General features: G+C 71.3%; 18 protein-coding genes and 2 pseudogenes. 16 read left to right on the top strand and 4 right to left on the bottom strand.

Annotation, left to right across the window (positions count from 1 at the left end; all coding sequences use genetic code 11):
• Nucleotides 1–185: 185 nt before the first annotated feature.
• Together STRVI_RS39840 and STRVI_RS39835 are read left to right on the top strand one after the other, a co-directional pair.
• Nucleotides 186–1,767: pseudogene (locus STRVI_RS39840) on the top strand (IS200/IS605 family accessory protein TnpB-related protein); the annotation flags it as partial.
• A 200-nt stretch (nucleotides 1,768–1,967) separates the two neighbouring features.
• Nucleotides 1,968–2,312 (top strand): annotated as a pseudogene (locus STRVI_RS39835) (SDR family NAD(P)-dependent oxidoreductase); the annotation flags it as partial.
• 35 nt (nucleotides 2,313–2,347) lie between these two features.
• Here STRVI_RS39835 and STRVI_RS39830 read toward each other — a convergent pair.
• A complete protein-coding gene (locus STRVI_RS39830) occupies nucleotides 2,348–3,364 on the bottom strand; it encodes an MDR family NADP-dependent oxidoreductase (protein ID WP_014061231.1) in 1,017 nt (338 codons plus the stop codon).
• Between the two features lie 201 nt (nucleotides 3,365–3,565).
• Here STRVI_RS39830 and hutU point away from each other — a divergent pair, with 201 nt between their 5' ends.
• The 4 genes from hutU (at nucleotide 3,566) to hutI (ending at nucleotide 9,178) form a co-directional block, all read left to right on the top strand.
• Nucleotides 3,566–5,224, top strand: coding sequence for a urocanate hydratase (hutU, locus tag STRVI_RS39825; RefSeq protein WP_014061230.1), 1,659 nt, complete (start codon nucleotides 3,566–3,568; stop codon nucleotides 5,222–5,224).
• A 116-nt stretch (nucleotides 5,225–5,340) separates the two neighbouring features.
• Entirely contained in the window at nucleotides 5,341–6,528 is a 1,188-nt protein-coding gene (locus STRVI_RS39820; RefSeq protein ID WP_014061229.1) for an allantoate amidohydrolase, read from the top strand.
• Complete coding sequence (locus tag STRVI_RS39815; protein WP_014061228.1) at nucleotides 6,519–7,937, top strand: formimidoylglutamate deiminase; 1,419 nt, start codon at nucleotides 6,519–6,521, stop codon at nucleotides 7,935–7,937. Before STRVI_RS39820 ends, STRVI_RS39815 begins: the two co-directional genes overlap by 10 nt.
• A gap of 44 nt (nucleotides 7,938–7,981) precedes the next feature.
• Nucleotides 7,982–9,178 carry an imidazolonepropionase gene (gene hutI, locus STRVI_RS39810; protein WP_014061227.1) on the top strand — a complete coding sequence of 399 codons (1,197 nt, stop codon included), beginning with the start codon at nucleotides 7,982–7,984 and terminating at the stop codon, nucleotides 9,176–9,178.
• A gap of 130 nt (nucleotides 9,179–9,308) precedes the next feature.
• On the opposite strand, the gene STRVI_RS39805 is transcribed toward hutI, so the two are convergent.
• Nucleotides 9,309–10,256, bottom strand: a complete 948-nt coding sequence (locus tag STRVI_RS39805) for an RNA polymerase sigma factor SigF (protein ID WP_014061226.1) — start codon at nucleotides 10,254–10,256, stop codon at nucleotides 9,309–9,311.
• 252 nt (nucleotides 10,257–10,508) lie between these two features.
• Between STRVI_RS39805 and STRVI_RS39800 the strand changes: the two genes are divergently transcribed.
• The 6 genes from STRVI_RS39800 to STRVI_RS39775 all read left to right on the top strand — a co-directional run bounded on the left by STRVI_RS39800 (nucleotide 10,509) and on the right by STRVI_RS39775 (nucleotide 16,240).
• Entirely contained in the window at nucleotides 10,509–10,877 is a 369-nt protein-coding gene (locus tag STRVI_RS39800; RefSeq protein ID WP_014061225.1) for an STAS domain-containing protein, read from the top strand.
• Between the two features lie 183 nt (nucleotides 10,878–11,060).
• Nucleotides 11,061–11,579: an ATP-binding protein gene (locus tag STRVI_RS39795; RefSeq protein ID WP_014061224.1), complete on the top strand. Its 519-nt coding sequence runs from the start codon at nucleotides 11,061–11,063 to the stop codon at nucleotides 11,577–11,579.
• Nucleotides 11,580–11,948: 369 nt separating this feature from the next.
• Complete coding sequence (locus STRVI_RS39790) at nucleotides 11,949–12,704, top strand: LPXTG cell wall anchor domain-containing protein (protein ID WP_014061223.1); 756 nt, start codon at nucleotides 11,949–11,951, stop codon at nucleotides 12,702–12,704.
• A gap of 26 nt (nucleotides 12,705–12,730) precedes the next feature.
• Nucleotides 12,731–13,756, top strand: coding sequence for a COG1470 family protein (locus tag STRVI_RS39785; RefSeq protein WP_014061222.1), 1,026 nt, complete (start codon nucleotides 12,731–12,733; stop codon nucleotides 13,754–13,756).
• Nucleotides 13,753–14,844, top strand: coding sequence for a hypothetical protein (locus STRVI_RS39780; protein WP_014061221.1), 1,092 nt, complete (start codon nucleotides 13,753–13,755; stop codon nucleotides 14,842–14,844). The genes STRVI_RS39785 and STRVI_RS39780 overlap by 4 nt, the downstream gene beginning before the upstream one ends.
• A 1-nt stretch (nucleotide 14,845) precedes the next feature.
• Nucleotides 14,846–16,240 carry a hypothetical protein gene (locus tag STRVI_RS39775; RefSeq protein ID WP_014061220.1) on the top strand — a complete coding sequence of 465 codons (1,395 nt, stop codon included), beginning with the start codon at nucleotides 14,846–14,848 and terminating at the stop codon, nucleotides 16,238–16,240.
• A gap of 133 nt (nucleotides 16,241–16,373) precedes the next feature.
• On the opposite strand, the gene STRVI_RS39770 is transcribed toward STRVI_RS39775, so the two are convergent.
• On the bottom strand, nucleotides 16,374–17,900 hold the full coding sequence (locus STRVI_RS39770) for a peptide MFS transporter (RefSeq protein WP_014061219.1): 1,527 nt from the start codon (nucleotides 17,898–17,900) through the stop codon (nucleotides 16,374–16,376).
• Nucleotides 17,901–18,231: 331 nt separating this feature from the next.
• On the opposite strand from STRVI_RS39770, the gene STRVI_RS39765 reads away from it, so the two are divergent.
• Together STRVI_RS39765 and STRVI_RS39760 are read left to right on the top strand one after the other, a co-directional pair.
• Complete coding sequence (locus tag STRVI_RS39765) at nucleotides 18,232–18,912, top strand: response regulator transcription factor (protein WP_014061218.1); 681 nt, start codon at nucleotides 18,232–18,234, stop codon at nucleotides 18,910–18,912.
• Nucleotides 18,913–18,943: 31 nt separating this feature from the next.
• Nucleotides 18,944–20,194 (top strand): ATP-binding protein, encoded by a 1,251-nt coding sequence (locus tag STRVI_RS39760; RefSeq protein ID WP_014061217.1) that lies wholly within the window; start codon nucleotides 18,944–18,946, stop codon nucleotides 20,192–20,194.
• Between the two features lie 36 nt (nucleotides 20,195–20,230).
• On the opposite strand, the gene STRVI_RS39755 is transcribed toward STRVI_RS39760, so the two are convergent.
• Nucleotides 20,231–20,758 carry a GtrA family protein gene (locus STRVI_RS39755; protein ID WP_014061216.1) on the bottom strand — a complete coding sequence of 176 codons (528 nt, stop codon included), beginning with the start codon at nucleotides 20,756–20,758 and terminating at the stop codon, nucleotides 20,231–20,233.
• A gap of 163 nt (nucleotides 20,759–20,921) precedes the next feature.
• Here STRVI_RS39755 and STRVI_RS39750 point away from each other — a divergent pair, with 163 nt between their 5' ends.
• Both STRVI_RS39750 and purE read left to right on the top strand, forming a co-directional pair.
• Nucleotides 20,922–22,070 carry a 5-(carboxyamino)imidazole ribonucleotide synthase gene (locus STRVI_RS39750; protein WP_086019655.1) on the top strand — a complete coding sequence of 383 codons (1,149 nt, stop codon included), beginning with the start codon at nucleotides 20,922–20,924 and terminating at the stop codon, nucleotides 22,068–22,070.
• Nucleotides 22,067–22,591, top strand: coding sequence for a 5-(carboxyamino)imidazole ribonucleotide mutase (gene purE, locus STRVI_RS39745; RefSeq protein WP_014061214.1), 525 nt, complete (start codon nucleotides 22,067–22,069; stop codon nucleotides 22,589–22,591). Before STRVI_RS39750 ends, purE begins: the two co-directional genes overlap by 4 nt.
• The last annotated feature ends 13 nt before the right edge of the window (nucleotides 22,592–22,604 follow it).

Raw genomic sequence — 22,604 nt, 5'->3', positions numbered from 1 at the left:
GTTGGGAACTGCTGCCTGTTGGCTGCGATTGATCGTGTTCTGGCGTGCCTGAGTGAGTGGCGGCGACTGCGCCCCGTGTGCACGGCGGAAGTGAACGGGAGTTCTTGTATCGAATGGGTGACCTTTGCGTGCGGTGGTCGTTGAGTGCGGTGACGATGTCCTGGAGTCGGGTGGGGGTGGCGGGGTTGGGCGGGTTGCGGGAGATGGCGGCGCCGTTCGTGGTGTCCGGCCCCGCCGGGGTGGCGATCCGGGACCGGCTCAAGGGGTTGACCGTCGAGGACGAGGAGGTGCTGCGGCTGGTCGGCGGTCACCTCGGTTCGCTGGCCTCCCGGGATTTGAAGGCGCGGTGTGCGGACGGGCTGGAGCACGGCAGCGAGCGGTGGGCGGTGCGTAAGCGGGCGCTGACCGGGGAGTCGTCGTCGCGGTGGGCGGGCAGCATCACGAAGGCCACGCATGATCAGTGGGGGCTGGCCCGGCGTGGTCAGGCCGCACACCTCCACGGTCTGGAAGCCGGGATCGACACGGTCCGGCACCGGCTGTCGTTGCCCCTCGTGGAGCGGGGCCCCAAGCGGGCGGCGGGCGGCTACTTCAGCCAGAAGGAGTGGTTCGCCAAGCCGCGGCGCCTGCACGTGCTGGAGGACCGGCTGGCCGCCGTCAGGGCCGGCCAGGAGGCCGGGCGGGTGCACGTGGTGCGGGGCGGGAAGCGGCTGCTGAACACCCGCCACCACCTGGAGACGGCCCAGCTCGACGAGGCCCAGTGGCGGACTCGGTGGGAGGCGTCGCGCCGGTTCCTGCAGGCGGACGGCGAGTCCGGCAAGCGCTGCGGCAACGAGACGATCCGCGTCAGCCCGGACGGCGAGGTGAGCATCAGGCTCCCGGTGCCGCTCGCGCATCTGGCCAACGCCGCGCACGGCCGCTACGTGCTCGCTGCGCGAGTGGCCTTTCCCCACCGGGGGGAGACCTGGCGCGACCGGATCACCGCGAACCGGGCCGTCGCCTACCGCATCCACGAAGACACCGACCGGGGGCGCTGGTACCTCACCGCCTCCTGGACCGTCCCCCCGGTGAAGACCGTGCCCTTTTCCACCGCCCGGGCAAGTGGCCTGATCGGTGTGGACACCAACGCCGATCACCTGGCCGCCTGGCGACTGGACGCGCACGGCAACCCGGTCGGCGCCCCGCGCCGCTTCGACTACGACCTGTCCGGCACCGCCGCACACCGCGACGCCCAGGTCCGCCACGCCCTCATCCGCCTGCTGCACTGGGCCAAGCGGTACCACCTGGCCGTCGCCGTCGAGGACCTGGACTTCACCGCCGAGACCACCCGGGAGAAGCACGGCCGACGCAAGCGGTTCCGCAAGCTGATCTCCGGCATGCCGGTCGCCCGGCTGCGGGCCCGGCTGCTGGCCATGGCCGCCGGACTCGGCATCCCCCTGGTCGCCGTCGATCCGGCCTACACCTCCCACATGGGGCGCCCAGCACTGGAAAAAACCTCTCACCAGCAGCAAACGTAAACCCAGTCGCCACGACGCTGCCGCCGTGGCGATCGGAAGGCGCGCCCTGGGGCACCCGATCCGGCGACGGACGACACCGCCCCCTGCTCACCAGAGCGATGAGCAGGGGCATCGGACCGTCCAGGCCGGACCAGCCACCCCGGGCGTGAGGGACCCCGCCCCCGCATCCCCGGACCACGATCGCGAGTCGTGCCGCCCGGACGCGGAGCGAAAGCGGGCAACCAGAACACCCACCACCGTTCGGGGTGTTCGGCTGAGCATGAGACCTGGCAACAGGACTCACCCCCGCTCAGTCTTTAGGAACGGTGACGCTAGGAGCATGGACCGTAACGAAACACGCATTACGAGACCTTTCGGTGCCCGTTCCACCGCCGCCGAGGTGATCGACGGCATCGAACTCTTGGGCAAGCGCGCGGTGGTCACCGGGGCCGCCTCCGGCATCGGCGTCGAGAGGTCGGCGCCCAGGCACGCTGGGCGGGCGACGGCATCACGGCCAACGCCCTCAGCCCCGGAGGCATCCGGACCAATCTGCAGCGCCACGTCGGGAACATCACGGCCCCCGCGATGGCGTGGAAGACCCCGGAGCAGGGGGCGGCCACCTCGGTGCTGCTGGCCGCCTCGCCACTGCTGGAGGGCATCGGCGGGCGCTACTTCGCGGACTGCGCCGAGGCCGAACCGGTGAGCCGCCGCCCCGAGGACCTCATCGCCATGATGGCGGGGGTCGCCCCGTACGCCCTCGACCCGGAGGGCGCCGACCGCCTCTGGGCGACGTCGGAGCGGCTCCTGGCCGCGCACTGACCGCGCCCTCCGGGCCCACCCATACCGCCCGTGGTCTACAGCTCCACCAGGACTGCCCCGAGGTGGCGGCCCGCCACCAACTCGCACAGCGCGCGCGGCGCTTGGCCGATCCCCGTCAGCCGGGTGTACGGATAGGTGAGGGTGCCCTCGCGCAGCGCCCGGCCGAACTCGCGCGTGTACGCGGGCATGGCGTCCTGGTGGTCCATCGCGCTGATGCCGCGCAGCGTGACGCCCCGGGCGATGAGGGCCAGGGTGCTGATCCCGGTCGGGGCCGACGCGTCGTCGGAGAGCTGCGCGGCCAGTGCGCCGACCAGGGCGAAACGGGCGTTGCGGCGGGCCACCGCCAGGGCGGCCCGGAGCTGTTCGCCGCCGACGGTGTCGAGGAGGACGTCGATGCCGTCGGGGGCGGCCGCGCGCAACTGCTCCTCGATCGGTCCGGCGCCCCGGAGGACGACCGCGTCGTAGCCCAGCTCCCGCGTCAGCCGGTCGGCCTTGTGGCGGGAGCCGGTGGAGCCGATGACCCGTTCGGCGCCGTGCAGCCGGGCGAACTGCCCGGCCAGGGAGCCCACGCCGCCCGCCGCGCCGGTGACGAACACCGTGTCGCCGGGCCGCACCCCGGCCCCGCGCACCACCCCCAGCCAGGCGGCGAACCCCTGCGAGAGATGGGCGGCGGGGTCCGGCAGCGCCTCGGGGTCGATGGGCGACGCCTGCGCGGCGTCGAGGACCGCGTATTCGCGCCAGCCCGCGCGGTGGCGGACGAGGGTCCCGGGGGCGAGTTCCGTGCCCGGAGCGCCGATCACCTCGCCGAGGGCCGGGCCCCGCATCACCTCGCCGGTCTTGTGCAGCAACTGGGGAAGGCCGAAGGTGGCGGGGTCGGCGAGCGTGAGCGGGCGCATCACGGCGGCGACGCTCATCAGCCGGTTGCGCACCAGCACCTGTCCGGGGCCGGGGATGGGGGCGGGAGCGGTGACGACCTCGAAGTGACGGGGGGTGAGCGCCCCTTCGGGCAGGGCCGCCAGATGGACCTCGCGGTGGGTGGCGGGAAGGGACACGCAGGGCTCCTCGGCGGGCGGAGCGGACACGTCCCGGTGACGCTACCCCGGGGGGCCGGACCGTGCCGGTCGTGCCCACGGCGAGCCCGCGCCGCTGAACCACTCGGGTGTATGCGCAGCTCCGCGGTATTGACTAGTCATATTCATCGGCATCAAGATGTGAATAACTCGATCCAATCGATGGCAGGGAGGCTTGGCCCCATGACAGGACCGCGACCCGTACGGGCGCCGCGTGGTGCAGAGCTCAGCGCTCGGGGGTGGCAGCAGGAAGCCGCCCTGCGGATGCTGCAGAACAACCTCGATCCGGAGGTCGCCGAGCACCCCGACAAGCTCGTCGTCTACGGCGGCACCGGTAAGGCGGCCCGCGACTGGCGCTCCTTCGACGCCATGGTCCGCACCCTGCGCACGCTCAAGCAGGACGAGACGATGCTGGTCCAGTCGGGCCGCCCGGTGGGCGTCATGCAGACGCACGAATGGGCGCCGCGGGTGCTGATCGCCAACTCCAACCTGGTCGGCGACTGGGCCAACTGGGAGGAGTTCCGCCGCCTGGAGGCGCTGGGCCTGACCATGTACGGCCAGATGACCGCCGGCTCGTGGATCTACATCGGCACCCAGGGCATCCTCCAGGGCACCTACGAGACCTTCGCGGCCGTGGCGGCCAAGAAGTTCCACGGCACCCTGGCCGGGACGATCACCCTCACCGCGGGCCTCGGCGGCATGGGCGGCGCCCAGCCGCTGGCGGTCACCATGAACGACGGCGTCGCGATCTGCATCGACTGCGACCCGCGCGCCATCGAGCGCCGTATCGAGCACCGCTACCTGGACGTCCGCGCCGACAGCCTGGACCACGCCCTGCAGCTTGCCACCGAGGCGCGCGACGCCCGGCGCCCCCTGTCGATCGGCGTGCTGGGGAACGCGGCCGAGCTGGTCCCGCAGCTCCTCGCGATGAACGCCCCGATCGACATCGTCACCGACCAGACCAGCGCCCACGACCCGCTGGCGTATCTGCCGATCGGCGTGGACTTCGACGAGATGGCGTCGTACGCCGCCGAGAAGCCCGCCGACTTCACCCAGCGGGCGCGCGAGGCGATGGCCCGCCACGTGGAGGCCATGGTCGGCTTCATGGACGCGGGCGCCGAGGTCTTCGACTACGGCAACTCGATCCGCGGCGAGGCCCAGCTCGCGGGCTACGACCGCGCCTTCGCCTTCCCCGGCTTCGTGCCCGCCTACATCCGGCCGCTGTTCTGCGAGGGCAAGGGCCCCTTCCGCTGGGCCGCCCTGTCCGGCGACGCGAGGGACATCGCGGCCACGGACAAGGCGATGCTGGAGCTCTTCCCGGAGAACGAGTCGCTGGCCCGCTGGATCAAGATGGCGGGGGAGCGGGTCCACTTCCAGGGGCTGCCCGCGCGTATCTGCTGGCTCGGCTACGGCGAGCGCGACAAGGCGGGCGAGCGCTTCAACGAGATGGTCGCCGACGGCACGCTCGCCGCACCGCTGGCGATCGGCCGCGACCACCTCGACTGCGGCTCGGTGGCCTCCCCGTACCGCGAGACCGAGGCCATGCTGGACGGCTCGGACGCGATCGCCGACTGGCCGCTGCTCAACGCCATGGTCAACGTGGCCTCGGGCGCGTCGTGGGTCTCCATCCACCACGGCGGCGGCGTCGGCATGGGCCGCTCGATCCACGCGGGCCAGGTCACGGTCGCCGACGGCACCGCGCTGGCGGGCGAGAAGATCCGCCGGGTGCTGACGAACGACCCCGGCATGGGCGTGATCCGCCACGTGGACGCGGGCTACGACCGCGCGGACGAGGTGGCGGAGGAACGGAACGTGAGGATCCCCATGAGGGAGACGGAGTGACTGTTGTGGGCAATCGTCCCGCGGAGGGGGCACCTCCCAGCGGTAGCCGGGGGAGGGACGGGTGGGCACAACCCAACCGACCGTCAGCCGCCCACGAAACCCCGTCGTTCCACGAGATGTGGCGCGACCTGGCGCCCGTAGGCCGCGAGAAGACGACCAACGGCTACCGCCGCTACGCCTGGACGGAAGCCGACGCCGACTGCCGAACGTGGTTCAAGGAGCAAGCCCAGAACCGCGGCCTCACCTACGAGGTGGACCGCAACGGCAACCAATGGGCCTGGCTCGGCGACCCCACCGCCCAAGGCGCCGTGGTCACCGGCTCCCACCTCGACTCCGTGCCCGACGGCGGGGCCTTCGACGGCCCGCTGGGCGTCGTCTCCTCCTTCGCCGCCCTCGACGAGCTGCGAGCACGGGGTGCGCACCCCACCAAGCCGCTCGCCATCGTCAACTTCGGCGACGAGGAGGGCGCCCGCTTCGGCCTGGCCTGCGTGGGCTCCCGGCTGACCGCCGGGCAGCTCACCACGGACCAGGCGCACCTGCTGCGCGACGCGGACGGGCTGAGCCTCCCCCAGGCGATGGAGCGCGCCGGATACGATCCGGACGCCATCGGCCCCGACCCGGAGCGGCTGGCCCGCATCGGCGCGTTCGTCGAGCTGCACATCGAGCAGGGGCGCGCCCTCGCGGACACTGACGACGCCGTGGGCGTCGCCTCCGCGATCTGGCCGCACGGCCGCTGGCGGTTCGACTTCCACGGCGAGGCCAACCACGCCGGGACGACCCGGATCGAAGACCGCCGCGACCCGATGCTCACCTACGCCAACACCGTCCTCGCGGCCCGTAAGAAGGCCAGGATCGCCGGGGCACTGGCGACGTTCGGCAAGGTCAGCGTCGAGCCGAACGGGGTCAACGCGATCGCGAGCCTGGTCCGCGGCTGGCTGGACTCGCGCGCCGCCGACGAGGAGACCCTGGCCGCCGTGGTCGGCGAGATCGAGCGCGCCGCGCTCGAGCGCGGGGAGCGCGACGGGGTGGACGTCCGGGTCACCCGGGAGTCGTTCACCCCGGTCGTCGAGTTCGCCCACGACCTTCGGGACCGGTTGTCCGGGCTGCTGGGCGGCGTGCCGGTGCTGCCGACCGGGGCCGGGCACGACGCCGGCATTTTGTCCGCGTCCGTTCCTACGGCCATGCTGTTTGTAAGGAACCCCACCGGCGTCTCGCATTCACCCGCGGAGACGGCGGGCGAGGACGATTGCCTCGCCGGTGTGGCCGCACTCGCGGAGGTACTGGAGGGCCTGGCGTGTCACTGACGGCGCAGACGTACTGGGCGGAGCACGCCTGGGTGGACGGAAGCGTGCGGTCGGACGTGGTGATCGTGGCCGCGGCCAACGGACGGATCGCGGCGGTGGTGCCCGAGAGTCCGCGCCCACCCGCCGGATCCGTCACTCTCCGTGGCCTCACCATCCCGGGTCTGGCCAACGCCCACAGCCACGCCTTCCACCGGGCCCTGCGCGGTGTCGTACAGGCGGAGAGCGAGGCGGGGACCGAGGCGGCGGGCGCGCCGGACCGGCAGCGCGAGGGGCAGGGGAAGGGCGCGCCGGACTCGTTCTGGACCTGGCGCGAGGTGATGTACGGGGTCGCCGACCGGCTGACCCCGGACAGCTACTTCGAGCTGGCCCGCGCCGTCTACGCCGAGATGGCGATGGCCGGGATCACCTGTGTGGGGGAGTTCCACTACCTCCACCACGCGCCCGGCGGCGCCCGCTACGGCAACCCCAACGCGATGGGGGAGGCCCTGATCGCGGCCGCGGCCGAGGCCGGTATCCGGATCACCCTGCTCGACACCTGCTATCTCTCCTCCGGTTTCGGGGCCGAGCCGGGCGAGCACCAGTTGCGCTTCTCCGACGGCACGGCGGACGCCTGGGCCGAGCGGGTCTCCGAGCTGAAGAGCGACGGCAACACCCGCATCGGCGCGGCGATCCACTCGGTGCGGGCCGTCCCCGCCGATCAACTGGCGACCGTGGCCGGGTGGGCCCAGGAGCGCACGGCGCCCCTGCACGTCCATCTCTCCGAGCAGACCGCCGAGAACGACGCCTGTGTGGAGGCGCACGGCTTCACTCCCACCCGGCTGCTCGCCGACCACGGTGTGCTGGGCCCGGAGACGACCGCCGTGCACGCCACCCATCTCACCCCCGGCGATATCCGGCTGCTGGGCCATGCCGCCACCGGTGTCTGTATGTGCCCGACCACCGAACGTGACCTCGCCGACGGGATCGGCCCGGCCGCCGAGCTGCAGAGCGCGGGCTCACGGCTCTCGCTGGGCAGCGACAGCCATGCCGTGATCGACATCCTGGAGGAGGCGCGCGCCATGGAGCTCGACGAGCGGCTGCGCACCCGCGCCCGCGGTCACTGGACCGCGGCCCAGTTGCTGCGGGCCGCCACCGTGGACGGTCACGCGGCGCTCGGCTGGGGCGCGGAGGCCGGCCGGATCGAGGTGGGCGCGCTCGCCGACCTCACCACGGTCGCGCTGGACTCGGTGCGCACGGCGGGGCCGCCGCCCCGGCTGGGCGCCGAGACCGCCGTATTCGCGGCGACCAACGCGGACGTCCGGCACACCGTGGTCGGCGGCCGCCATGTCGTACGGGACGGCACCCATCAGCTTGTCCCGCGCGTCCCGCAAGCGCTGGCCGAGTCCATCGAAGCCCTGCACGGACGGTGATCCGGCCGCCACCGCAACGGCCGACGAAGGAGAACACCCCCACGATGACCACCGCGACGACTGCGACGACCGCGCCGACCACGACCGCCATCACCGACATCGCCGGTCTGGTCACCAATGACCCCTCCCTCGGTGAAGGCCCCCTCGGCCTGATCCGGGACGCGGCCGTCGTCATCGACGGCGACCGCATCGCCTGGGTCGGTGAGTCCAGCAAAGCACCCGCCACCGACAACCGGGTCGACGCCGGTGGCCGGGCCGCCATTCCGGGCTTTGTGGACTCCCACTCCCATCTGGTCTTCGCGGGCGACCGGACCGAGGAGTTCAACGCCCGGATGTCCGGCCGCCCGTACAGCGCCGGCGGGATCCGCACCACCGTCGCCGCCACCCGCGCCGCGTCGAACAACGTGCTGCACGCCAACGTCGGCCGCTATGTGGCCGAGGCGCGCCGCCAGGGCACCACGACCGTCGAGATCAAGTCCGGCTACGGGCTGACCTCGCAGGACGAGGCCCGCGCGCTGACCATCGCCGGTGCCCACACCGACGAGGTGACCTTCCTCGGGGCGCATATCGTCGCCCCCGAGTTCGCCGACGACCCGGCCGCGTACGTGGATCTGGTCACCGGCCCGATGCTGGACGCCTGCGCCCCGTACGCGCGCTGGATCGATGTCTTCTGCGAGCAGGGCGCCTTCGACGGCGACCAGGCCCGCACCATCCTGACCGCGGGCAAGGAGCGCGGGCTGATCCCGCGGGTCCACGCCAACCAGCTCTCCTACGGCCCCGGGGTGCAGTTGGCGGTGGAGCTGGGCGCCGCCTCGGCCGACCACTGCACGCATCTGACCGATGCGGACGTCGACGCGCTGGCCCAGGGGGAGACGGTCGCCACCCTGCTCCCCGGGGCGGAGTTCTCCACCCGCTCGACGTATCCGGACGCGCGCCGGCTGCTCGACGCGGGCGCCACGGTCGCGCTGTCCCCGGACTGCAACCCGGGCTCGTCCTTCACCAGCTCCATGCCGTTCTGCGTCGCCCTGGCCGTACGGGAGATGGGGATGACGCCCGACGAGGCGGTGTGGGCCGCCACGGCCGGCGGGGCGCGGGCGCTGCACCGTACCGACGTGGGCCGGGTGAGCCCGGGCGCCCGCGCCGATCTGGTGCTGCTGGACGCCCCGTCCCATGTGCACCTCGCCTACCGCCCCGGTGTCCCGCTGGTCTCGGCGGTGTGGCACAACGGCACCCTGATCTGATCTGATCTGACCTGACCTGATCTGACGGAACGGCAGCGATCCGACGAGACGTGAGGGCGAACGGCGGCGCGCACGGATAAGGGCCCGTCCCGGTCGGCCGGGGGCGGGCCCTTACCCGTCTGCGGAGGCGTCACTCCTCGATCATCAGACCCTTACGGAGCCGACGGAGGGTGCGCGACAGCAGCCGCGAGACATGCATCTGGGAGATGCCCAGCTCCTCACCGATCTCCGACTGCGTCATATTCGCCACGAAGCGCAGGGAGAGGATCTTCCGGTCGCGCGCGGACAGATCGGCGATCAGCGGCTTCAGGGACTCGACGTACTCGATGCCTTCGAGCCCGTGGTCCTCGTAGCCGATCCGGTCCGCCAGCGCTCCCTCGGAGTCGTCCTCCTCCGGCTGGGCGTCCAGCGAGCTCGCGGTGTACGCGTTGCTCGCGGCCATGCCCTCGACGACCTCGGACTGGCTGATGTCCAGCCGCTGGGCCAGCTCGCTGACGGTGGGGGCGCGGTCCAGCCGCTGGGCGAGTTCGTCGCCGGCCTTGGCCAGGTCGAGACGGAGCTCCTGCAGCCGCCGCGGTACGCGCACCGACCAGCTCGTGTCGCGGAAGAATCGCTTGATCTCACCGACGATCGTCGGCATCGCGAAGGTCGGGAACTCGACGCCCCGGCCGGTCTCGAAGCGGTCGATGGCCTTGATCAGGCCGATGGTGCCGACCTGGACGATGTCCTCCATCGGCTCGCTGCGGGAGCGGAACCGGGAGGCGGCGAACTTGACCAGCGCCAAGTTGAGCTCGACCAGGGTGTTACGCACATAGGCGTATTCGTGGGTGCCTTCCTCCAGCACCTCGAGACGCTCGAAAAGGGTCTTCGACAGAGCCCTCGCGTCCACCGGTGCTACCGTGTCATAAGGAGGTATTTCCGGCAGATCGGACAATTCCGGCAGTTCGTCGAAGAGGTGGCCAACGGTCGCCTGGGCGTCCGCGTCGGGAGTGAACTGCTCGGGCAGGGGGGCCGACGAAACGGTGGTCCGAGTACTCCCCGAGGGTTCGGTACGCGTGTCGTCAAGGCGGGGTGACATAGTCTCCTCCATCGTTCTCGGCATATGGCTGCCGGTGCCATAGCGTGCTGCTCCGGTGAGCGGCGCCTCCAAAGCCGGGCCGTAAGCGGATGTGACCCTCTACGCCTACCTGCATCAGCCACCAAGTGGCAAGTCCACGTTGTCCATATTTGCCGAACTATGCGAAATGTTCAGCTACCAGAGGACCGGGTAGAAGGCGTAGGGTTCGATGCGCGCAATCGAAAGCAACGAGACGCCAGAAGAGGTGCGCAGATGGACCGCGGGATGGTCGGCAGCGCCAGCAAAGGCCGGCTCCAGGTCGAGGTTCGGCACCACGGGGCGAGCGCGATCGTGACACCGGCGGGTGAGCTGGATCACCACACCGCCGAAGTGCTGCGCGAGCCGCTCGAGAAGTGCGTAGAGGGGGGACGTGTCCGGCTGGTGGTGGACTGCTCGAAGCTGGAGTTCTGCGACTCCACCGGGCTCAATGTCCTCCTCGGTGCACGGCTCAAGGCCGAGGCCGAAGGCGGTGGCGTCCATCTGGCCGGGATGCTGCCGATCGTTGCCCGGGTGTTCGAGATCACGGGCGCGGACGCTGTCTTTACGGTGCATGAGTCGCTTGACGCGGCCCTTGTCGAGTGACATAGATCACTCCTGTTTCCGGCGTGTCATCGGTGGGTCATCGATGCGTTGCCCGCGTCACATCGGTGAGGCGGAAGTAGTGGGTGTTCTCACGCTTTGGCCGGGCAGGAGACAGGCTGAAACTGTTGAAGAGATCAGGTATCCCTTGACCCTGAATCGGTGAATCGGTGAGGTGAAGCGCTGATGAGCACCACCCGGCCGTATCCGCCGGGCGACCGCGGCCCGGACCCGGACGGCCCCGCGGCTTCGGCCTCCCCACCGGCACCCCCGGCACCCCCGACCGCCGGCCCCATCCGCCAGACCCGCAGGCTCGCTCTGATCGGGGCCAGCGGGGCCGTTCCGCGCGCCCGCGACTTCACACGCGAGGCGCTGCGCGACTGGGGGTGGCTTCCGGCCGCGACCGCCGACCGCCGGGCCGCCGCCGAGGACGTCCTGCTCGTCGTCTCCGAGCTGGTCACCAACGCCTGTCTGCACGCCGAGGGCCCCGAGGAGCTGCGCGTGAGCTGCAACGCCAAAGTGCTCCGCCTCGAGGTCGTGGACCTCGGCACCGGTACGCCCGCGCCGCGCACCCCGCACCGCGCCGGCCGGCCCGGTGGCCACGGCATGTTCATCGTCCAGCGGCTGTGCCTCGACTGGGGGGTCGTGCGGAACGTGGAGGGATCCGGCAAGACGGTCTGGGCCGAACTCGCCGCGCCGGGCTGAAGAGCGCGGCCCAGGCCCCACCGCGATGCCACCGCCCACCCGCAGGCCCGGCTGATCCGCCGCGCCGGCCCGGCCGTGGTCGACCCGGCCGTGCCGTCCACGGCCGGGGTCTCCTCCGGCTTTTCCGGCCACGGGTCCGCCTGACCCCCGCCGCATTTCCGGTCCAGGCCCGCCTGGCCCCGCCGCATTTCCGGTCCGGGCCCGCCTGATCCCCGCCGCCGCGGCGGCCACTTCACCCCTCTTCTCCGCTACGCGCCGATCCGGCGTGCTTTTTGTCTTCCCTTGGCAAGGTCCCCGGCGTACCGTCAGCGCCCAATCTGATGTGCCGTCAGTTACATTCGGCTGCGGCGCTTGACGAGAGGGGATCTCGTGGTGTCCCACAACCAACGGCGCCCGGCCGGCCGTGGCGGCGCCCTCACGCTCGCGGCGGCCCTGGCCGGCTCCGTGGTGCTCCTCACCGCCCCGGCCGCGCACGCCGACACCGTGGACGTCGACTACCAGTGCAAGACACCGATCGGTGACAAGAGCGCCGTATCGCCCATCGATATCAAGAGCGTCGCGAGCGGCGGCTCCTACAAGCTCACGATGTCCTTCGAGAAGGGCGTCTCCTCCAGCCCCGTCGAGCTCGGCAAGGGCGCCATGCACCCCAGCGCGCTGATCAAACTGGGCGGAGCGGAGAGCGGCACGCTGTCGGTGTCGGGGCCCGCCAACGACAAGGCCATCCCGGCCAACACCCCGATCAAGATCAGTGATCTGTCGGGCACCTACACCCCCAAGAAGAGCGGAAAGGTCACCTTCACCGCCTCGACCCTCACCATCAAGGCGCTGGGAACGACCACGACCTGCACCCCCGGCAACAACCCCAAGCCCTCGCTGACGCTGGACGTCAAGGGCGCGGGCGGCGGCGGGGACTCCGGTTCCACCGGCGGTACGGGCAGTACGGGCGGTACGAGTACGGGTGGCACGGGCGGATCCGGCGGTGCGCAGGGCGGCTCCGGCAACGACCAGTTGCCACAGACCGGACCAGCGGACTCCGCCGTCGCGCTCGGCACCCTCGGCGGCACGGTGCTGCTCGCCGGAGTGGCCGGGGCGCTCTGGCTGACCCGCCGTCAGCGGACCCCCTGACGCTCGCGGCAGCCGAGGAGCCGCCGATGCCGTCGCGTATCCGTGCCGTCAGCCGCGCAGTGAGTCGTACTTCCGGCCGAGCGGTCAGGCGTGCAGCCGGCCGTGCAGTCGGCCGTGCGGCCGTGCACGCCGTCGTCCGCCCAGCCGTCCGCGTCTGTGCCCCGGCCCTGCTGGCCGCGTTCCTGATGACCCCGGCGACCCCGGCGACCCCGGTGTCCTGGGCCTCCCCGGCTGCCGCCGCCGGACCCGACTGGTCGGCGGCTCCCGCCGCCGGGGGCGGCAGCGCACCGGGCGCGGGCGACCGGCCGTACATCTACCTCGAAGGCGGGCCCGGCGCCGTCCTCGAGGACAAGCTGTCGGTCACCAACAAGGACGAGCGCCCCCGCACCGTCCGGCTGCGCGGCGCCGACGGCGCTCGTATCGCGCTCGCCGAACAGCGGGTGACGGTGCCGCCCCGCACCCGCGCCGACATCCCCTTCACCGTCACCGTCCCCTCCGACGCGGTGCCCGGCGAACGCCCCGGCGCGGTCATGGTCTCCTCCGGCGGCCGCGAGATCGCGGTCCGGCTGCGGCTGCGGGTCAGCGGCGCGACGCTGCCCGCCCTCGCCGTGGAGGACGTGACGATCCAGGGCCGCGGCGACCGGGCGGCCATCCGCTACGCCCTCGTCAACCGCGGCAACACCGTGCTCACGCCGCGGCTGGCCGTACGCGCCGACGGGCTCTTCGGCCAGGTGCTGCGCCGGGACCCCCGCACCCTGCCGGTCGAGCTGCCGCCGGGCAAACGGGTGCGGCTCACCGAGAGCTGGCCGCATCCGCCCGCCCTCGACTCGGTGGACGTGCGGCTCACGGTCACCGCGGGCGGGGGCGCGCACGCCACGGCGACCGCCGGATACACGGCCGTCCCCTGGTGGCTGCTCGCCCCCGCGGCGGCGGCTCTGGTGGGCGCGGGCACCGGCGGAGGCGTCTGGCTGCTGCGAAGACGACGGCGCCGGCCCCAAACCCCGCGACCGCAGCCACAACCGCAGAGCACAGGGGCAGGAGCGACCACGTGAACGCATGCCGATTTGCAGGCACCCCGGCCCGGCCCTCCGCCGTGGTCACCGTGCTCGCCCTGGTCCTCCTCGCCCTCGGCGCGCCCCTTACGGGCGGCGCCAAGGCGGCCGAGGGCCCGACCGCGAAGGTCTCCCGGGCCGAGGCGGGCACGGGCGGCACGGTCACCGTGACCGGCGCCCGATGGCGGCCGCGCGCCCTGCTCACCCTGCTCATCTGCGGGCAGAACATGATCGGCGGCACCAACTCCTGTGCCAACGGCGACGGCAGGGCGGTCACCGTCGGCGCGGACGGCACCTTCACCAAGAAGCTGCCGGTGTCCGAGCCGCCCGAACCCTGTCCCTGTGTCATCCATATAGCGACCGTCACCGGTGAAGCCGCCGCCGCGGACGTGGCGTTCAAGGTCGCCGGGCATCCGGTCGCGCCGCTGCCCAAGGAGCGGAGCGGAGGCGAGCGGCTGAGCGTGCTCTCGGCCCGGCTCGACGGGTCCAGCGGGCTGCTGACCTGGTTCGGCGCACCGCCGAGTCGACGGCTCGTGGTCACCGTCGGCAATCTCGGCTCGACCCCGGCCCGCGATCCGGTCTTCGAAGTGGGCACCTCGCATGGCGTCTTCGCCCCCTCCTGGGAGGAGCAGCGATGGCGGGGGACGCTCCAGCCGGGGAAGAAGACGCAGGTCAAGCTGGACGTCGAACTGTCGGCCGGGGCCCATGGCGACTATCTGGTCTCGCTGCGCTACGGAGACAAGCTGCTCGTCGAACAGCCGTGGACGGTGGGGCGGCCCTGGGGCGTCACGCTCTTCTGGGTCCTGCTGTGCGTGGTGGTCGCGGCGACGGTCTTCCGGATCGGCATGGCCGTCGTGGACAAGGTACGGCCCCGTACGTCCCGGGCCGCGCCACCGCCGCGCCCCTCCACGCCCCCGTCGTCCGGGTCAACCGCGTCCGGGTCAACCCCGTCCGGACCGGCCGCGGCGAACGGCGCGCATCCGGCGCTTCCCTGGTTCACCCCCGACACGGCGCCGGAGGCACCGCCGCACCACCAGATTTCCGCACCGTCCGAGGAGATCCGATCGACTCCGAAAGGAACCACCTGAGATGCGACGAAGAGTGAGTGCGGCCGCCGTCGCGCTGCTGCTCGGCGGTGCGGGCGTGCTGCTCGGCGCGGGCAGCGCGGCGGGCGCCGAGGTCTCGTACAAGACCGAGTGTCTACCGCCCCCGATCTCCGGTCTGCCGCCGGTGGAGGGCACCACGACCGTGGCCGTGACGGCACCGGCGACGGCCAAGGTCGGGGAGGAGGTCGAGGTGGTGTGGAAGACGGTGCAGGCCGCCTCCAAGAACCCGCCGATCCTCGACCTGGAGGCCAACACCATCCTGCCGACCGGCACCATCACGGTGGGCGGTGCCCAGACCGGTGACCTGTCCCTGGAGGGGCCGCGGGAGAACCCGGCGATCCCCAAGGGCGGTGAGATGAAGCTCTCCGACATGAAGGGGAAGCTGAAGCTCACGAAGGCGGGCGAGGTGACGCTGACGCCCGGCGGCTACAACATCAATGTCAGCAAGCCGCTGTCCACGGACACCAAGTGCTCTGCGAAGGAGGACGTCAAGGCCGCCGCGACCATCAAGGTGACGGACGGCGGCAGCGGTCCGGGCGGCACGACGAGCGGCACCACGAGCGGGACGACCAGCGGCACGACAAGTGGCACCACCAGTGGTACGACGAGCGGTACCACCAGTGGCACCACGAGCGGCACGACCAGTGGCACCACCAGCGGGAACACCGGTGGCGGGGGCGGCGGAGACGATTCGTACACCGGTAAGGAGGTTGAGGTCGCCTACGCCTGCAAGACCCCCATCGGCGACAAGAACGCGACCTCCCCGGTCCAGATCAACGCCACCAAGAGCGGCGGGAGCTTCGCGCTGACCGTGAAGTTCGGCAAGTCCGTGATGGACAGCCCGGCCGATATCCCCGCCGATTCGGTCAAGCCGTCGATGGCCGTCAAGGTCGGCGGTGCCGACAAGGGCACCGTCGCCGTGGCGGGGCCGACCAACAAGGGGCCCATCAAGTCCGGTGATCCGATCGAGATCCCCGACCTCACCGGCACCTACAAGCCGGGCGCGAGCGGCAAGTCGACGCTCACTCCCGGGGTGCTGACGGTCAAGGCGCTCGGTACGACCACCACCTGCACCCCGTCCAAGGACCCCGGAGCCTCGCTCGAACTGGACACCACCGGCCAGCCCGGCGGCACCACCGGCGGTGACACGACCGGCGGTGGTACGTCCGGGGGCAGCGGCTCCGGGGGCGGCACCTCCGGCGGCAGCGGCACCTCGGGCAGCGGCGGTTCGGCCACCAGCGGCGGGCTCGCCGACACCGGTGCCGGCGACCACGGCGGGCTGAAGGCGCTCGCCCTGATCGCCGGTACCACCGTTCTGCTCGGCGGCGCCATCTTCACCCTCACCCCGTGGCGCAAGCTGCGCGGCACCACCCGCTGAACCGAGTAGCCACCCGGAACGGCGAAGGGCCCGGCGCGGTTTCCCGACGCTGTTGGTCGAATTGACCAACAGCGTCGCTTTCCCGCGCCGGGCCCTTCATATCGCTGCCGAGTACGGCGTACCGCTGCCGACGTCAGTGGACGTCGGCCATCAGGGCCACGACCTTCTTCCGGTACATGAAGACCGCGAAGCCCGCGAGCGCCGCCATGACCGCCTCCAGCGTGATCACCCCGACCCCGCTCAGGTCGACCCCGGCGATGGACAGCAGCCCTGTGATGCAGTCGCCCGCGGTCACGGCGAGGAACCACACGCCCATCATCTGGCTGGCGTACTTCGCCGGCGCCATCTTGGTGGTCACCGACAGGCCGACCGGCGACAGGCACAGCTCACCCATCGTCTGGACCATGTAGATCGACACCAGCCACAGCGGGCTGACCTTGGTCCCGTCCTGGGTCATCCCCATCGGCACGACGAAGACGAAGAACGAGGCGCCGATCAGGACCAGGGCCATCGCGAACTTCAGCGTGGTGTTCGGCTCCCGGTCACGCCGCGCCAGCCACAGCCACAGCCAGGCGAAGACCGGGGCCAGCGCCATGATCATCAGCGGGTTGACCGACTGGAACCACGAGGACGGGAAGTGCAGCCCGAAGATCGTGTCCGCGGTCTTGGACTCGGCGAAGGCGGACAGCGTCGAACCGCCCTGGTCGTAGATCATCCAGAACACCGCGGCGGCCACGAAGAACCAGATGTAGCCGCTCACCTTGGTCTGCTCGACGGCCGAGAGGTCCCGGTCGCGCTTGATCCGGATGAGCACGCCGGTCGGGATGATCAGGCCCAGGATGGTGATCGGGATCAGCACCCAGTTGAGGGTCCAGCTCCCGCTGAGCACCACGCCGGTGTAGAAGACCGCGGCGACGATCAGCCAGATCATCGCCTTGCGCAGCCAGGAGCGGCGCTCCTCGGTCGCCAGCGGGGTGGGGACGACGTTGCTCTCCGGGCTCAGATGGCGGGTGCCGATCAGGAACTGGACCAGACCCAGGGCCATGCCGAGCGCGGCGAGCGCGAAGCCCAGGTGCCAGTTGTACGACTGGCCGACGGTGCCGATGACCAACGGAGCGGCGAAGGCACCGAGGTTGATGCCGATGTAGAAGAGGGTGAAGCCGCCGTCCCGGCGCGGGTCCTGCGGACCGTCGTAGAGCTGGCCCACCATCGTCGAGATGTTGGCCTTGATCAGACCGGAGCCGAGCGCCACCAGGGCGAGGCCGACGAAGAAGGTCGCCTGGCCGGGGACGGAGAGCGCCAGATGCCCGGCCATGACGATCCCGGACGCGATGACCACCGTCTTGCGCGGGCCCCAGACCCGGTCGCCGAACCAGCCGCCCGGCATGGCCAGCAGATAGACCATGGCCAGGTAGACCGAGTAGATGGCCACCGCGTTGCCCTCGGTCAGCCCGAGCCCGCCGCCCTGCCCGCCGGCCTTGGCGTCGGGGCCGCCGGAGATCAGATAGACCACGAGGAGGGCCCGCATGCCGTAGAAGCTGAACCGCTCCCACATCTCGATCATGAAGAGAGTGGCCAGGCCGCGGGGGTGGCCGAAGAAGGTTTTGCCGCCGGCAGGGGTCCCCTGCGCGGTGGCGCCCTTCGTCAGGCTGGACGCCATGGTGGTTTCCTTGCGTTTGCGTGCTCAGAGAGCGCTGCCGAGCGGGCCAGCGCCCATGGGGGGATGGCTGAGCGACTGAGCGCCGGAGGTGGTCCGGGCCGGTCGTGCCGACCCCTTCCCCGCTCCGGACATGACAGAGACCTTTGGGTGCGTCGTCGTCACCAAAGGTCCCGGAGGAGTGCTACAGACGTTGTTTCACCATACGACACGTACTTGACACCTTTGGAGACGGTGAGAGATAGCTCACGGCGGAGGCGCGCAACCTTCCGTGCACCGTCCGTCGCGCCGTACGCGCCCCGTGCCCCGACCTCAGCGGACTACCATCACCCCCATGACCCGAGTACTGCTCGCCGAGGATGACGCATCCATCTCGGAGCCGCTCGCCCGCGCCCTGCGCCGCGAGGGGTACGAGGTAGAGGTGCGCGAGGACGGACCCACCGCGCTCGACGCCGGTCTGCAAGGAGGCGTCGATCTGCTCGTCCTCGATCTCGGCCTGCCCGGGATGGACGGGCTCGAGGTCTGTCGTCGGCTCCGTACGGAGGGCCACGGCTTTCCGGTGCTGGTGCTCACGGCCCGCGCGGACGAGGTGGACACGGTGGTCGGCCTGGACGCCGGCGCCGACGACTACGTCACCAAGCCGTTCCGGCTCGCCGAACTGCTCGCCCGGGTCCGGGCGCTGCTGCGGCGCGGTGCCGTCGAGACGCAGCAACAGCAGCCGGCCACCCATGGGGTGCGGATCGACGTCGAGTCGCACCGCGCCTGGATGGGCGACGAGGAGCTGCAGCTCACCGCCAAGGAGTTCGATCTGCTGCGGGTCCTGGTGCGGGACGCAGGGCGGGTCGTCACCCGCGATCAGCTCATGCGCGAGGTGTGGGACACCACGTGGTGGTCGTCCACCAAGACCCTCGACATGCACATCTCCTGGCTGCGCAAGAAGCTCGGTGACGATGCGGCCAACCCCCGCTATATCGCCACCGTCCGGGGTGTCGGCTTCCGATTCGAGAAAAGCTGAAGAAACTGACCAGGGCTGACACGGTAGGGCAATGCGCCGTCGCTTGATCAACTCCACGCTGGCCGTGGTGCTCGTCGTCATCGCGGTCTTCGGCCTGTCGCTGGTCATCGTCGAGACGCGGACCATCGAGAACAGCGCCCAGGAGAGCGTGAGCTCCGACGCCGTGCGCCTGGTCAGCATCGTCGACAGCAGGCTGCTGGGGGGCGAGGGGGTCACCCCCAGAGTGCTGCGCGAGCAGATCGAGCCCGGCCGCTACGCCGTGATCAGGATGCCCGACCACCGCAATGTGGAGATCGGCAAGCGCCCCGGGGGCAGTGTCATCTCCGCCGAGGAGACGGGTGAGCAGGGCGAGGTCGTACGGGTCGAGGCGTCCCGGACCACGGTGAGCCGCGAGGTCGGCCGCACCATGCTGATCATCCTCGCCGTCGCGCTGCTCGCCGTGCTCGCCGCCGTCGCCCTCGCCGTACGCCAGGCGCACCGGCTCTCCGCCCCGCTCACCGACCTCGCCGAGACCGCCGAGCGGCTGGGCTCCGGGGACCCCCGGCCGCGCCACCGGCGCTATGGGGTGCCGGAGCTGGACCGGGTCGCCGACGTGCTGGACGGGAGCGCCGAGCGCATCGCCCGGATGCTCACCGCCGAGCGGCGGCTGGCCGCCGACGCCTCGCATCAGCTCCGTACGCCGCTGACCGCGCTGTCGATGCGGCTGGAGGAGATCACGCTCACCGACGACCCGGAGACGGTCAAGGAGGAGGCGACGATCGCGCTGGGCCAGGTGGAGCGGCTCACCGACGTCGTCCAGCGGCTGCTGACCAATTCGCGCGATCCGCGCAGCGGCTCCGCCGTCGCCTTCGACCTGGACGAGGTCGTCAAGCAGCAGATCGAGGAGTGGCGCCCGGCCTCGCGCAGCGAGGGCCGCGCCATCGTGCGCTCGGGCAAGAAGGGGCTGCGCGCGGTGGGCACCCCGGGCGCGGTCGCCCAGGTGCTGGCGACGCTGATCGAGAACTCGCTGATGCACGGTGACGGCACGGTCGCGCTGCGTACCCGGGTCACCGGCAACCAGGCCGTGGTGGAGGTCTCCGACGAGGGGCCGGGGGTCTCGCCGGACCTGGGGGCGCGGGTCTTCGAGCGGACGGTCAGCGGACGGAACTCCACCGGGCTCGGGCTCGCCGTCGCCCGGGATCTGGCCGAGGCGGACGGCGGCCGGCTGGAGCTGCTGCAGCAGCATCCGCCGGTGTTCGCGCTCTTCCTCAGCCGGGAGGCCGAGGACGCCTCGGGGTCCTGAGCGGCGCCCGAGGCCGCTCGGGCGCTGCGTGCGGACCTACTTGCGGACCGGCTGCTTACGGGTGGCCTGGGCGGGCGGCGCGTCGGACAGGAAGGCTTCCGCGTGCACGACGGCGTCCCGCGCCGGCAGCGTCCGGAACACCCAGGTCCGGTAGGACCAGAAGCGGAAGAGGGTGCCCAGGCCGATGCCGAGGAACTTGAACACATTGCTCTGCAGTGAGCTGTCCCACCCGAAGCCATAGGTGGCGGCGTAGAGCACCCCGTTCTCGATGATCAGGCCGATGGCGCTGAACAGCAGAAAGAGGCTGAGCTCCTTGGTGCGGCCCTGCTTGTCGCGGTCCCGGTAGGTGAAGTAGCGGTATCCCACGTAGTTGAAGCCGGTGGCGACCACCGTGGCCACGACGCTGGCCCGCACCACCGGCAGTTCGGTGGCGCTGCGGACCAGGTTGAACACCGCGAGATTGACGAAGACGCCGGCACCGCCGACCACCCCGAACTTCGCGAGCTCGCGGGCCAGTTGCCCCATCTGGGCGCGCAGCCCGCCGAGTGTGCTCCGTTCACTCATGGTGATCGATCAGCCCCGTCCCGTCGGTGTCGTCCATCCCCCCATGCTAACCAGCGGCCGCGCCCCGTGCCCTTCAGGCCGCGGACAAGTGTCCGGTGCGTATCTCTGGAGGTTCCTCCAACGCAGGTCAGGGCCGGTCGGCGGAGGAAGTTACCCTGGGAGGGTGACATTCCCGGTAGTCGGCATGGTCGGTGGCGGCCAGCTCGCCCGTATGACCCATGAGGCGGGCATCCCCCTCGGCATCAGGTTCAAGCTGCTCAGTGACACCCCCCAGGATTCGGCGGCTCAGGTGGTCAGCGAGGTCGTCATCGGCGACTACCGCGACCTGGACGTTCTTCGTGCTTTCGCACAAGGCTGTGATGTGGTCACTTTCGACCACGAGCATGTCCCGGCCGAGCATCTGCGCGCCCTGGAAGCGGATGGCGTGGCCATCCGCCCCGGAGTCGAGGCGCTGCTGCACGCCCAGGACAAGGGTGTGATGCGTGAGCGGCTGAGCGAGGCCGGTGTGCCGTGCCCGCGCCACCGCATCGTGGCCGACCCCGAGGATGTCGCGCGGTTCGCGGCGGAAGCGGGGGAGGGCGACGGATTTCCGGTCGTCCTCAAGACGGTGCGCGGCGGTTACGACGGCAAGGGCGTCTGGGTCGTCCGCGGTGTGGGGGAGGCGGCCGAGCCGTTCCGCGCGGGGGTGCCCGTCCTCGCAGAGGAGATGGTCGACTTCGCCCGTGAGCTCGCCGCCAATGTCGTACGGTCCCCGCACGGCCAGGCCGTGGCCTACCCCGTCGTGGAGTCGATCCAGGTGGACGGGGTCTGCGACACCGTGATCGCCCCGGCCCCCGGCCTCTCCGAGGAGCTGTCCGGCACCGCGCAGGAGATGGCGCTGAAGATCGCGGCGGAGCTCGGGGTGGTCGGCCATCTCGCGGTCGAGCTGTTCGAGACCCGCGACGGCCGGCTGCTGGTCAACGAGCTGGCGATGCGCCCCCACAACTCCGGTCACTGGACCCAGGACGGCGCCGTCACCTCCCAGTTCGCCAACCATGTGCGGGCCGTGCTGGACCTGCCGCTCGGCGATCCGCGGCCGCGCGCGCCGTGGACCGTGATGACCAATGTGCTCGGCGGCGACTACCCCGATATGTACGGGGCGTATCTGCACTGCATGGCGCGCGACCCGGCGCTCAAGATCCATATGTATGGCAAGGACGTGAAGCCCGGGCGCAAGGTCGGCCACGTCAACACCTATGGCGACGACCTGGCCGATGTGCGCGAGCGCGGCCGGCACGCCGCCGACTACCTCCGAGGAACCATCACCGAATGAGCGCTCCTGTGATCGGCATCGTCATGGGCTCCGACTCCGACTGGCCCGTCATGGAAGAAGCGGCCAAGGCCCTCGACGAGTTCGAGGTCCCGTATGAGGTGGACGTCGTCTCGGCCCACCGCATGCCGCGCGAGATGGTCGCCTACGGGGAGAACGCGGCGTCCCGCGGCCTCAAGGCCATCGTCGCGGGCGCGGGCGGCGCCGCCCACCTCCCGGGCATGCTCGCGTCCGTCACCCCGCTGCCGGTCATCGGGGTGCCCGTACCGCTGAAGTACCTCGACGGCATGGACTCCCTGCTGTCGATCGTCCAGATGCCCGCGGGCGTCCCGGTGGCCACCGTCTCCATCGGCGGAGCCCGCAACGCGGGCCTGCTCGCCGCCCGGATCCTGGCCGCACACGACCCCGGACTCCAGGTGCGCATGTGCGAGTTCCAGGACGAACTCAACGCCCAGGCCACGGAAAAGGGCAAGCGCCTGCGGGCGAAGGTGGACGGCGCGGACGCTTTCGGCTTCGGTCGCTGAGTCACCTTCAAGC

It is taken from the genome of Streptomyces violaceusniger Tu 4113, from assembly GCF_000147815.2.
Lineage (GTDB): Bacteria > Actinomycetota > Actinomycetes > Streptomycetales > Streptomycetaceae > Streptomyces > Streptomyces violaceusniger_A.
This window is presented reverse-complemented; position numbering and strand designations above follow the sequence as displayed.

Excerpts from the sequence above, each read along its gene's own strand:
- STRVI_RS39765 (WP_014061218.1), top strand. The coding sequence starts at position 18,232 with ATGACCCGAGTACTGCTCGCCGAGGATGACGCATCCATCTCGGAGCCG.
- hutU (WP_014061230.1), top strand. The coding sequence starts at position 3,566 with ATGACAGGACCGCGACCCGTACGGGCGCCGCGTGGTGCAGAGCTCAGC.
- purE (WP_014061214.1), top strand. The coding sequence starts at position 22,067 with ATGAGCGCTCCTGTGATCGGCATCGTCATGGGCTCCGACTCCGACTGG.
- STRVI_RS39800 (WP_014061225.1), top strand. The coding sequence starts at position 10,509 with ATGGACCGCGGGATGGTCGGCAGCGCCAGCAAAGGCCGGCTCCAGGTC.
- STRVI_RS39775 (WP_014061220.1), top strand. The coding sequence starts at position 14,846 with ATGCGACGAAGAGTGAGTGCGGCCGCCGTCGCGCTGCTGCTCGGCGGT.
- STRVI_RS39820 (WP_014061229.1), top strand. The coding sequence starts at position 5,341 with ATGTGGCGCGACCTGGCGCCCGTAGGCCGCGAGAAGACGACCAACGGC.
- STRVI_RS39760 (WP_014061217.1), top strand. The coding sequence starts at position 18,944 with ATGCGCCGTCGCTTGATCAACTCCACGCTGGCCGTGGTGCTCGTCGTC.
- hutI (WP_014061227.1), top strand. The coding sequence starts at position 7,982 with ATGACCACCGCGACGACTGCGACGACCGCGCCGACCACGACCGCCATC.
- STRVI_RS39785 (WP_014061222.1), top strand. The coding sequence starts at position 12,731 with ATGCCGTCGCGTATCCGTGCCGTCAGCCGCGCAGTGAGTCGTACTTCC.
- STRVI_RS39755 (WP_014061216.1), bottom strand. The coding sequence starts at position 20,758 with ATGAGTGAACGGAGCACACTCGGCGGGCTGCGCGCCCAGATGGGGCAA.
- STRVI_RS39770 (WP_014061219.1), bottom strand. The coding sequence starts at position 17,900 with ATGGCGTCCAGCCTGACGAAGGGCGCCACCGCGCAGGGGACCCCTGCC.
- STRVI_RS39795 (WP_014061224.1), top strand. The coding sequence starts at position 11,061 with ATGAGCACCACCCGGCCGTATCCGCCGGGCGACCGCGGCCCGGACCCG.
- STRVI_RS39805 (WP_014061226.1), bottom strand. The coding sequence starts at position 10,256 with ATGTCACCCCGCCTTGACGACACGCGTACCGAACCCTCGGGGAGTACT.